The organism is Paenibacillus septentrionalis, from assembly GCF_042659865.1.
Taxonomy (GTDB): domain Bacteria; phylum Bacillota; class Bacilli; order Paenibacillales; family Paenibacillaceae; genus Pristimantibacillus; species Pristimantibacillus septentrionalis.
The window spans coordinates 619,485-630,667 of record NZ_JBHSTE010000001.1 but is presented as its reverse complement, the minus strand read 5'-3'; the positions used below and the strand labels follow the sequence as shown (position 1 = coordinate 630,667).

Annotated in this window: 12 protein-coding genes; 10 read left to right on the top strand and 2 right to left on the bottom strand. The window is 44.3% G+C overall.

Going from position 1 to position 11,183, the window contains the following annotated elements; genetic code table 11:
* Positions 1-41: 41 nt before the first annotated feature.
* The 8 genes from ACFP56_RS02920 (at position 42) to yajC (ending at position 7,726) form a co-directional block, all read left to right on the top strand.
* Positions 42-665, top strand: coding sequence for a BofC C-terminal domain-containing protein (locus ACFP56_RS02920; protein ID WP_379230931.1), 624 nt, complete (start codon positions 42-44; stop codon positions 663-665).
* A 238-nt stretch (positions 666-903) separates the two neighbouring features.
* The gene (gene ruvC / locus ACFP56_RS02915; RefSeq protein ID WP_379230929.1) at positions 904-1,407 is read left to right on the top strand and encodes a crossover junction endodeoxyribonuclease RuvC; all 504 of its coding nucleotides are present in this window, start codon (positions 904-906) and stop codon (positions 1,405-1,407) included.
* Positions 1,404-2,030, top strand: a complete 627-nt coding sequence (ruvA, locus tag ACFP56_RS02910) for a Holliday junction branch migration protein RuvA (protein WP_379230927.1) — start codon at positions 1,404-1,406, stop codon at positions 2,028-2,030. The genes ruvC and ruvA overlap by 4 nt, the downstream gene beginning before the upstream one ends.
* Positions 2,031-2,050: 20 nt before the next feature.
* Complete coding sequence (ruvB, locus tag ACFP56_RS02905; protein ID WP_379230925.1) at positions 2,051-3,055, top strand: Holliday junction branch migration DNA helicase RuvB; 1,005 nt, start codon at positions 2,051-2,053, stop codon at positions 3,053-3,055.
* Between the two features lie 12 nt (positions 3,056-3,067).
* On the top strand, positions 3,068-5,167 hold the full coding sequence (locus ACFP56_RS02900) for a SpoIID/LytB domain-containing protein (RefSeq protein WP_379230922.1): 2,100 nt from the start codon (positions 3,068-3,070) through the stop codon (positions 5,165-5,167).
* A 3-nt stretch (positions 5,168-5,170) separates the two neighbouring features.
* Positions 5,171-6,217, top strand: coding sequence for a tRNA preQ1(34) S-adenosylmethionine ribosyltransferase-isomerase QueA (queA, locus tag ACFP56_RS02895; RefSeq protein WP_379230920.1), 1,047 nt, complete (start codon positions 5,171-5,173; stop codon positions 6,215-6,217).
* Positions 6,218-6,239: 22 nt separating this feature from the next.
* Entirely contained in the window at positions 6,240-7,373 is a 1,134-nt protein-coding gene (tgt, locus tag ACFP56_RS02890; RefSeq protein WP_379231765.1) for a tRNA guanosine(34) transglycosylase Tgt, read from the top strand.
* A 47-nt stretch (positions 7,374-7,420) separates the two neighbouring features.
* Positions 7,421-7,726 carry a preprotein translocase subunit YajC gene (yajC, locus tag ACFP56_RS02885; RefSeq protein WP_379231763.1) on the top strand — a complete coding sequence of 102 codons (306 nt, stop codon included), beginning with the start codon at positions 7,421-7,423 and terminating at the stop codon, positions 7,724-7,726.
* Positions 7,727-7,783: 57 nt separating this feature from the next.
* Here the strand turns inward: yajC and ACFP56_RS02880 are convergent, their stop codons facing one another.
* A complete protein-coding gene (locus ACFP56_RS02880; RefSeq protein ID WP_379230918.1) occupies positions 7,784-8,164 on the bottom strand; it encodes a TIGR04086 family membrane protein in 381 nt (126 codons plus the stop codon).
* A gap of 178 nt (positions 8,165-8,342) precedes the next feature.
* On the opposite strand from ACFP56_RS02880, the gene ACFP56_RS02875 reads away from it, so the two are divergent.
* Complete coding sequence (locus ACFP56_RS02875) at positions 8,343-9,071, top strand: DUF421 domain-containing protein (protein WP_379230916.1); 729 nt, start codon at positions 8,343-8,345, stop codon at positions 9,069-9,071.
* Here the strand turns inward: ACFP56_RS02875 and ACFP56_RS02870 are convergent.
* Positions 9,068-10,756, bottom strand: a complete 1,689-nt coding sequence (locus ACFP56_RS02870; protein ID WP_379230914.1) for a putative polysaccharide biosynthesis protein — start codon at positions 10,754-10,756, stop codon at positions 9,068-9,070. The genes ACFP56_RS02875 and ACFP56_RS02870 overlap by 4 nt on opposite strands.
* Positions 10,757-10,909: 153 nt before the next feature.
* On the opposite strand from ACFP56_RS02870, the gene ACFP56_RS02865 reads away from it, so the two are divergent.
* Complete coding sequence (locus ACFP56_RS02865; RefSeq protein WP_379230912.1) at positions 10,910-11,149, top strand: post-transcriptional regulator; 240 nt, start codon at positions 10,910-10,912, stop codon at positions 11,147-11,149.
* Positions 11,150-11,183 lie beyond the last annotated feature (34 nt).

The window sequence follows — 11,183 nt, the reverse complement described above, 5'->3', positions numbered from 1 at the left end:
TGATCACACTATGGGTAGGACAGGATGGAGGAGACAGCATCATGCACAACTTACTATGGAAAAAGATAAGAAATCAAATCAGGCGAAAGCTTAAAGGTCAGAGCAAACTGGTTTGGGGCGCAACCCGTTTAGCTGTTGCGCTCATGCTGATATCTGTACTTTCAGGTGTCATATACGAACATACAGTAGATGCACGCTATACGATGGAGGACAAGCTTACAACATGGTTTGAAGGTGGAAAGCAGCTTAGGGGCATCCTTCATAAAAAATATGTTTGCGGAGAAGAGATTGTTAATCTTGATCTCATTTCTTATGAGGATGCTGTAATTCTTGCGCAGCAAAATCCGCATTGGGAGCTTTCGGTGGATCAATTTCATAGTGTAATACGATTCGAGGAGCGCATTGAGGATCTATCTCCTTACTGCAAGCAAAATGCATTTTTCGGTATTGATGAAGGAGGATTGTTTTCACTGTACGATGGCGTACCTAAGCAGGAAAAAATAATGAAAACCTTTTTTCAACTGAATATTCCTTATTTGGAGAGCAGATTGCCGAAACAGGAATTCGAGCATTTGCAGCTGGGAATACGAGTGAAAGATATAGAGGAGTACGACAGTGTACTGTCCACATTCAATGAATTTCGTTTGGATCGAGTAAGCCAATAGTTACGTTAGGAGTCACTGATACATGAATGTAATGAATCGTAAGGATAGGCCTGGTTACTGGTATATCAACAGTAATCAGGCTTTTTTTATGCATTTGAGGGAATATAGAGAAAACTGAAACATTTGTTCTCATACTTACGTTGATTTGTTATAATGGAGAGTATACGCTTAGAGAGCAATTATCGATATGATCTTACAGCCTCTAGAGCCATGAATTTAATAGAGGTGAATTGATCGAATGAGAGTGCTAGGAATCGATCCGGGCATTGCAATTACTGGATTTGGATTCATTGATAAACAAGGCCACAAGCTTACCCCCGTACAGTACGGTGCGATTACGACTGAAGCACATACCCCGCAGGAGGAGCGCTTAATTCAAGTATATGACTCGGCATGCGCGCTGATGGATCGATATAAACCGGATGCGGTTGGTGTCGAGAAGCTATTTTTTAATAGAAACGTTACAACTGCCTTTGCTGTAGGGCAAGCCAGAGGTGTCATTATACTTGCTGCTGCTCAGCGCGGATTGCCAGTTGCGGAGTACACCCCTTTGCAGGTTAAACAAGCGGTAGTGGGCTATGGCAATGCGGAGAAGCGGCAGGTGCAGGAAATGGTTAAAATGTTTCTTAAGCTAAGTGCAGTCCCTAAGCCGGATGATGTTGCTGATGCCTTGGCTGTTGCGATCTGTCACGCACATTCTTCAGTGCTTACACAAAAAATCAATGAGGTGAAGCGAACATGATCGACTACTTAAAAGGAATGGTAACCTACGTCGAGCCAGAATACGCGGTTATAGAGGTTAGAGATATTGGCTATCGTGTTTTTACGCCAAATCCTTATGCGCTTCAGGCAGCGCAGCAGCCGGTTACGGTACATATTCACTATCATGTGCGAGAAGATGCAACATTACTGTTTGGATTTGAGTCGCGAGAGCAAAAAATGCTGTTTCGCAAGCTTTTAGATGTGTCGGGGGTTGGTCCGAAGGTAGCGCTCGGTATGCTCTCAGCAGGGACGCCAGAATCGCTTGTTCAAGCGATACAAATGGACAACCTGACGTATTTAACCAAGCTGCCAGGCATAGGGAAAAAGACCGCACAGCGCATCGTGCTTGATCTGAAGGACAAGCTTGGAGATATTGGCTTTGATACGTTTGCTTCTGGGTTTTCTTTGCAGTATGAAGACGCTCCACATGAACCAATACCGGAAGGCAAGGCATGGCAAGAAGCGAAAGAAGCGCTTAACGCACTTGGATACACAGAAGCAGAGCTTGATCGTGCATGGCAAGCTATGCAAGATAGCGTAGGAGCGGATGACAGTGTAGATGTATTAATGAAAAAAGCGCTGCAGCAGCTATTTAAAGGATAACGGAAAGGAGCTCAAGCAGCATGGATGAACGAATTATATCCGCAAACTTGATGATGGAAGAGCATGCGGTTGAGTTAAGCTTGCGCCCTCGTTATTTGAACGAATATATTGGGCAATCAAAAGCAAAGGAAAACTTGAATATTTATATCGAGGCAGCCAAAATGCGCAAGGAGGCACTCGACCATGTACTGTTGTATGGCCCTCCAGGGCTTGGAAAGACGACATTGTCCAACATCATTGCCAATGAGTTGGGTGTAAATCTGCGCACAACATCAGGACCCGCTATTGAGCGTCCAGGAGATCTGGCCGCACTGCTAACGAATTTGCAGGAAGGCGACGTGCTTTTCATTGATGAAATTCATCGTCTCCATCGCTCGGTAGAAGAAGTGCTGTATCCTGCTATGGAGGATTTTGCGCTAGATATTATGATTGGAAAAGGTCCAAGCGCACGATCCGTACGGCTTGATCTGCCGCCCTTTACCTTAATTGGGGCAACTACACGTGTAGGCCTGCTGTCAGCACCTCTTCGTGATCGGTTTGGCGTTGTAAGCAGACTCGAATACTACACAGTAGATGAATTGGCATTTATCGTATCACGCGCCTCTGAAATTTTAGACGTCGCTATAACTGGAGAAGCACCTTATGAAATCGCACTTCGTTCTCGGGGAACGCCGCGTATTGCCAATCGTTTGCTCAAACGAGTAAGGGATTATGCACAGGTAAGAGGCGATGGCATTATTACGCATGAAATTGCTCAATCCGCATTGGAACTGCTGCAAGTTGACCCAATGGGGCTTGATCACATCGATCATAAAATGCTTCATGCAATGATGACGACGTTTTCGGGGCGACCAGTGGGACTCGATACTATTGCGGCAACAATTGGCGAAGAGCCACAAACAATTGAAGATGTGTACGAGCCTTATCTTATGCAGATTGGATTTCTTCAGCGAACACCGCGTGGACGCATGGCAACAGAAGGGGCTTACCGCCATCTTGGACTTCCATTTCCAGAACAAAAATAAGGATGTGATCGTATGAATAAAAAAATCAGACAAATTACAGGTATGCTGCTCGCTATCATTTTGCTGCTGTCAGCAAGCTTTCCACAAGCTGTCCAAGCGGCCGTGCCTACGTTGGACACAATTAGAGTAGCGTTATTTGTCAATTTGCCAGGAAAGTATACAAGTCTTACCAAGGCGGCTACGTTAAGCTCTGATCGTGCCTTGAACCTTTCTGTTACTGCTTCCAGCAAAACAGTACAGTGGCTTAGCTTTCCTGAAAAAGATCAGTTTAGACTCGCTATGAATGATTATAAGGTCAAGGTATATGAAGGAACACAGTTCAATACAGCCAAGCAAGTATTCGATGCAGTCAAATCGGCGGGAGGCACTCCTTTTCTATTATCCTTAAGCAAGAAAAATGCTGTAACGTATCAGGTTGTTGAGGGCGGTTATCCTACAAATGCTGAAGCTCAAACTGCTCTGAACAAATGGAAAGGCACTGCTTCGATCTCCAGCCTCGCAGGCAGCAGCATGGTGATTTCAGGACCCTTTTCATTAAGCAGTGAAAGCTACTCGACAAAAAGCGATGCGTTAAAAGCAGCAACTAGCTTTGGTGCGCAAGGCTTGGATACGGCAATTGGCATGAAGCTATCGAGTGATGGAAAGCTGGAATATACGGTACTGATTGGACTTGCTGGTACAGAAAAAGAGCTGGAGCTTGTTAAAGCAGCAGCGAGCAAGGTTTCAAGCAAGTTAACAACAGTTAAAGGCAATGAAGATATGCTCATTATGCGTGTCGATCACAGTGCAACGGCGTCAGCCAACAGCTCAGATGAGCTCTATATGTATAATCCACAAATGGTTGTCACCGTTAATGCAGCTTCTAACGGAACTGTAACGGTTGCGGAGCGAAGCAATCGAAGCTACCGTGGAACGATTGAAGCAGGCGCACTGAACAGTCAGATGTATGTAGTAAACGAACTGCCGCTAGAGCAGTATCTATATTCAGTAGTTGCAATTGAAATGTATCCTTCATGGCCGATGGAGGCGTTGAAGGCACAAGCAGTAGCTGCCAGAACGTATGCGTTGTACGGTGGAAATGGCTTCACAGTCGCTCATGTTGTTGATACTACGACAAGTCAAGCCTACTATGGCGTTAATTCTGAACATGAAAACACTACAGCTGCTGTAAATGCTACTAAGGGCGAAGTGTTAATGCACAATGGCAGACTGGTAGAAACACTCTTTTCCTCCAGCGCTGGCGGCAGAACTGCAGACGCAACAGAAATATGGGGAAATCAAGTATCTTATCTGAAGAGTGTAACGAGTCCAGATGAAATCTCCGAAAGGGGGCTTCACAGTTGGTATCGTGTCGTGCTGCCTGACGGTAAAGTAGGTTATATTAGAGAGGATCTCGTGAAGGATTCCGGTCTGAAAAATGCAGCAGGCAAGCCGATTCTTGTTTCGACTACGAATGAAACCAATATTCGGCGCAACCCTCTAATTCAAAGCAATGTGACGCCAATTACACAAATCAATAGCGGAGTTCAATTGGTCGCGTTGGAAAAAGTCATTCAGTCTAATGCGATGAATTGGCGTAGAGGACCGTATACGGGCGATGAAATGCTGCAAACGATCAATGCCAGACTTTCAGTTGCTGGTCCGATTACGACAATGGAAGTAAGCAAGACAGGTAGCTCTGGCCGAGCGACTGAAGTTTCTGTAAATGGCAAAGCACTCCCTGTAAAGTCTCCTGTTGACTTGCGTGGTGTGCTAGGAGTAGACGGCTCGCTGCAAAGCACGTTGTTTACGATCGAGCAAACTGGACAAGTCATCGTTCTTGGTGCCGGTGACAATAGAAGAACGAAACAAGATGGCGCAGGAGGGCTGCAGGTGCTTGGTAGCAATGGACGAACAGCTACAGCAAGCGGCGATTATTTGTTTGTGCTAGACGGAAAGGGCAATGTTCGAGCTGCGACAAAACAAGCAGGCTTCCAGTTCGATGGAAAAGGAAATGGCCATGGAGTAGGATTATCGCAATATGGCGCTTACGGCTTAGCCAATCAAGGGTATGACTATCAATATATTCTGAAATACTATTATTCAGGATCAACAATTGCTAAGGATGAATAGACAATGAATGTAGATTTATTTGATTTTACACTGCCAGAGGAGCTTATTGCCCAGACTCCGCTAGCTCAAAGAACAGCTTCGAGATTGCTTATGCTGAACAAGAATAATGGAGCTACTGAGCACGGCACGTTTATGAATTTGGCGGATAAGCTTCAGGCTGGGGACGTGCTAGTGTTGAATGATACACGCGTTCTTCCAGCTCGTTTGCTAGGCACGAAGCAGGATACAGGTGCAAAAATTGAGCTGCTATTACTGAAGCAGCTTGAAGGTGATCGCTGGGAAGTTCTCGCGAAGCCGGCAAAGCGGATGAAGCTTGGCTCCATTGTTGTGTTTGGCGAAAATGAGCAGGGCGAGCCACTGCTGCAGGCGAAAGTGGAAGAAGAAGGCGATATGGGAGCCCGGATCGTAAGCTTTTCCTATAAAGGGATTTTCAATGAGCTGCTTGATCAACTGGGCGAAATGCCGCTGCCTCCATATATTAAGGAACGACTTGATGAAAAAGAACGCTACCAAACGGTATATTCCAAGCATGAGGGCTCTGCCGCTGCACCGACAGCAGGACTGCATTTTACTGAAGCGTTTCTGGCGGAACTGGAAAATAAAGGCGTGGAGCTGGCTTATATTACATTGCATGTTGGACTAGGAACCTTTCGACCAATGTCATCAGAAACGGTGGAAGAGCATGAAATGCACGCGGAGTATTACGAATTAAGTGAACAAACCGCAAAAATATTGCAACGCGCTCGCGAGGAGAAACGTAGAATAGTTGCGGTAGGCACAACCTCTGCCCGGACGCTGGAGACTGTAGGGCAACGATTCAAGGATCAGCCGCTACAAGCATGTAATGGTTGGACCTCAATCTTTATATACCCAGGCTATGAGTTCAAGCTTGTTCAAGCGCTGCTGACAAACTTTCATTTACCGAAATCAACATTAGTGATGCTCGTTAGCGCTCTGGCTGGACGAGATCATATTATGAAAGCATATGCTGAAGCTGTAGAGCACAAATATCGTTTCTTCAGTTTTGGGGATGCTATGTTTATATACTAAAGGAATAGGACGAGTGAACAACTTGGCGATTAAATACGAATTTATTAAACAATGCAAGCAATCAGGCGCACGCTTAGGGAGAGTTCATACACCGCATGGCATTATTGAAACGCCAACCTTTATGCCTGTAGGAACTCAAGCTACCGTAAAAACGATGAGTCCTGAAGAGTTGAAGGCATTGGATGCGCAAATTATTTTGAGCAATACGTACCATCTGTTTTTAAGACCAGGTCATGAAATTGTCAAAAAAGCGGGCGGACTTCATACGTTTATGAATTGGGATCGACCGATTTTAACTGATAGCGGTGGTTTTCAAGTATTTAGTTTAAGTGAGCGTCGTAAAATTACGGAGGAAGGCGTTGAATTTCGTTCACATTTAAATGGTGAAAAGCTATTCATTAGTCCTGAGAAGGCGATGGAAATTCAAAATGCGCTTGGTCCTGATATTATGATGGCGTTTGATGAGTGCCCGCCATATCCAGCGACCTATGAATATGTTAAGCAATCAACGGAGCGTACGTCTCGTTGGGCAGAGCGATGCCTGGCCGCGCATCAACGCAAGCATGATCAAGGATTGTTTGCGATTGTTCAAGGTGGAATGTTCGAGGACCTGCGTGTACAGAGTGCGAAGGATTTGACTTCCATGGATTTCCCGGGTTATGCTATAGGTGGCCTAAGTGTCGGTGAACCGAAGCACTTGATGTATGAAGTGCTTGATTATACCGTTCCCCATTTGCCGTTTGATAAGCCGCGTTATTTAATGGGAGTTGGTTCTCCTGATGCACTTGTTGAAGGCTCGATCCGCGGAATTGATATGTTCGATTGCGTGCTGCCAACTCGCATTGCACGAAATGGGACAACAATGACAAGTCAAGGTCGTCTTGTTATTCGAAATGCCAAATTCGCAGAGGATTTTGGTCCTCTAGATCCAAATTGTGATTGCTATACGTGCAAAAATTATTCGCGTGCATATATTCGTCACTTGTTAAAAGCTGATGAGACGTTCGGCATACGATTGACGACATATCATAATTTGCATTTCCTTACGCGACTAATGAAAAATGTAAGAGAAGCGATAATGAACGATTGCTTGCTCGACTATAGAGATCAGTTCTTTGCACAGTATGGGTTGTTGGATAACGACAAAGGATTTTAATATGATGTTTAAGATTACCAATGTTGAAAGGGGTGAAATTAATGTCAATGTACTTAGCTGATCCAGCAGCACAACCAGGAAGCATTTGGGGGTTGTTGCTCCCATTTGTACTTATGTTTGTTGTGTTCTATTTCCTGCTTATTCGTCCGCAGCAAAAGAAACAAAAACAGCGTAATCTTATGCTTCATCAATTGAAAAAGGGCGATAAAATCGTAACAATTGGTGGCTTGCATGGTACGATTGTTGAACTAACTGATGATACAGCGGTAATACGCGTAAGCGATACAATGAAGCTTACGTTTGACCGCAGTGCAATTAGTACAGTATCTCAATCTGCACCTTCTGCAGAATAGATACATAAGAAATGAAAAATGCCCCAATAGCGGTAATCATCCGCTATTGGGGCATTTTTATTTGCGTAGATTAACGCCGATCATGCCGCCGAATGCGCCTGCTGCGAGTACAGTTAACAGCAGAATGAAACTATGTAGGCTTAGCGATACATCGGTTGCCAGAAAACTGACAATAATAATGATGAGACCATAGAATACGCCTAAACTGCTTCCATAATACCAGCCTTTTGATTCCGCCCGTTTTCCTGCGCTAAACCCGCCCACAAAGGAAGCGAAACTATGTACAATAAAAGCCATCATGCCAAGATTGCTTTCCTTCATTGACGTAAAGTGAAGAAGGAGTGAGAGCAGCAGTGCGCCAATGGCGAGCCATATTAATGCAAATGTAATTCCTGCCATCAATGGCATAGCCATAAGTCTGCGTGTACTTGTATTCATGATATACCTCCTTTATTTCTTTATATTTACCATATGGCAACGCATTCCTAATTAGTACAAGTTCCCAAGGTTTTATTTCTTTGTGAGCATTCCCATATACTTCGTGCAACAGTTTGGTATGAACGATATAGGAAGGGGTCACAATAGCTCATACCTAAGACAGAAAGGGAGTAGGTTCATGGAATGGTTAGGATTGTCGTGGCGTACTGTTCTTATGTACATCATTGTGTTCATTGTGCTTCGACTAATGGGTAAACGTGAAATCGGTAAGCTTTCTGTTTTAGACCTTGTTGTATCGGTAATGATCGCAGAACTCGCTGTAATCGAAATTGAAGATCCTGATAATGATTTAATGCATGGCATACTGCCGATACTTATTTTGCTTATCGTACAAATACTGTCAGCTTATGCGTCCATGAAAAATCGTAAGCTTCGTCTAATGCTTGATGGCAAACCGTCGGTGATCATTGCGAAGGGACAAATTTATAGAGAAGAGCTAAACAAGCAGCGTTACAATCTGGACGACTTGATGCTGCAGCTTCGAGAGCAAGGCATAACGACCATTGATGATGTTGATTTTGCTATCTTGGAAACAAGCGGTAAATTATCAATTGTCCCGAAAGCAGATCAACAGCAACAGCAGCAACAACCATCACAGCAGCAAGATGACCAGTCACCTAAGCAAGAGCCGATCATTCCATACGGCTTTCGTTATGAAATGCTACCGATTCCTTTAATTATGGATGGCAAGGTACAGGATCAGAACCTTGAGAAGCTGAACAAAACACGTTTTTGGCTCAAAAATATTATCCAGGAAAAAGGCGCATCGCAATTTAAGGATGTGCTGCTGTGCACGATTGACCACAAAGACCGCATTTACATTGATATAAGCAACAAAAAGGATTAGTGCTGAACAAACCACTTGCCAATGTATGGAATACGGGTCAGGTCATCACGATCAATGATCCGCATAAGAAACATAAAATAAATATATAAAATCATCGTCGTGATGCAGGCTGCGAGCAAGCTAAGCCACTCTGGCTGTGCTGTAAGCAGCGATTTTACATAATGAGCAAATGCCCCTGCAATAATAATAGCAGCGCCCACCTTTACAAAATCAAGTATGTTCATATGGAAGCCTACGAAACGTTTAACACTAATCGCGTGAAGTACCGTAACAAGCACGGTGTTAACTGCAATTGCAATTAAAGCCCCTTTAATACCAAGCGCAGGGTTAGAGGCCAGTACAATAATGAGTGAGATTTTGACGACTGCGCCGATAAAGGTGTTTCCAAGCGCAACGCCCGGCTTCTCCAACGCTTGCAAGGTAGCTTGAAGCGGTGCCTGCAAATAGATAAAAATACCAATTGGTGCGATAAGCTGGAGCATAGGTGCATATTCGCCATGCGCATATAGCAGCTCGCAAATAGGCTCTGCAAACAAAAACATAATAATCGTAAACGGTGCACCTGCCACAAGTGAAATGCGCATGGATTGATGCAGTCGTTTATGAATGAGATGGTTTTGTTTTTGAGCAGCTGCTTCTGACAGCGATGGTACAAGCGAAACAGCTAATGAATAGGTTAATGCTGTTGGCAGAAGAATGAGCGGTAAAATCATGCCCTGCAATGCACCGTATTGTGCAGTCGCAATGCTCGTTACTATACCAGCTGCCGCAAGGCTTCTCGCTGTAAAGATGGATTCAAGCAAATAGCTGATAGAACCCACCAGTCTGCTTCCTGTAACAGGAATTGATAACGTGAGCAGCTTGCCTAGAATGGAATCCTCCTTGTTGTTGCTGAACCATTTCTTTTTTGACTTATGCTTGTTTGTATCCAGTGCCGTAGAATTGTAGTCGGACATAGATTCGTTAGAACTGCTGTTATTCATGTTGGCGCTATCACTCAATTCAGGCTCAGCTGCTTTTTGCTGCTCCAGTGATAGAGAAGAATTTCGTTTTTTTCGCTCACGATGATAATACAACAGCATTGTAACGAGTGCTGCCACCTCGCCAAGTACAACGCCAAGCATGGCGCCCGCAGCCCCCCAGTGGAGACCATAAGGAAGAAGCACATAGGATAGCGCTAGTGAGAAGATAATTCGGATAATGGTTTCGATCGTTTGAGACAAGGCGCTCGGAATCATATTTTGCTTTCCCTGGAAATAGCCTCGATACACCGCGCTAATTCCGATTATGACAAGCAGCGGTGACATGACGAGAAAGGATTGGTAGACGCGGGGCTCTGGTATGATGTACTTGATGATTAACGGTGCAAAGAAAAGCATCAAGCTTGTTAGCGCAAGGGCAATGGACACGCTGAGCACCATCGCAGTTCTAAAAATCCGTTTTACTCTAGCCGTGTCGCCAACGGATTCAGCCTCTGCAATCCATTTTGCGATAGCAAGTGGAATTCCGCCAGTAATAAATGTCAATAGTACAATGAGGAATGGATAGCTTAGCTGGTAAATTCCTACTCCTTCCGCACCAATAATGCGCGGCAATGTAATTCTTGGTATAAATCCCAAAATGCGATTAATCATTCCTGCAAGCAATAAAATCATAGCGCCCTTGATAAAGCTTTGCTTCGTCATACCTACACCTCTCTTAATAAGCCTGTACATTTCATCCTATGCTTGTCATCCTTCATTCCATGTCTAAATTGATACGTCAGCAGGAAATATGTTTTAAATGCCGAATTGTTATTGAGGTAGAGTACGTCTTAGCGCTATCAGGAGGTGAAGCAGTTGACACGCATCGAGTGGGATTCAGACTTAGAGGAGCTTTGCAAAAGCAAAGCAGAGGAATTAAGGCTGCTAGGATATGATCACGTTGAGGCATCTGAGGTTTGGAGCTGTGTAAGTGCAAAATACGCCAAGAATGGCAAGCCTGAGCTTCATCAGGTAGTCAGTGATATCTTGTCTTTGAAACCGAATCAATTCATGAATTTTCTCATGCTCAACGCATATAAAGGAGACTCCTTCTAATAGTTGGAAGGAGTCTCTTTTTTGACGGAGTTTT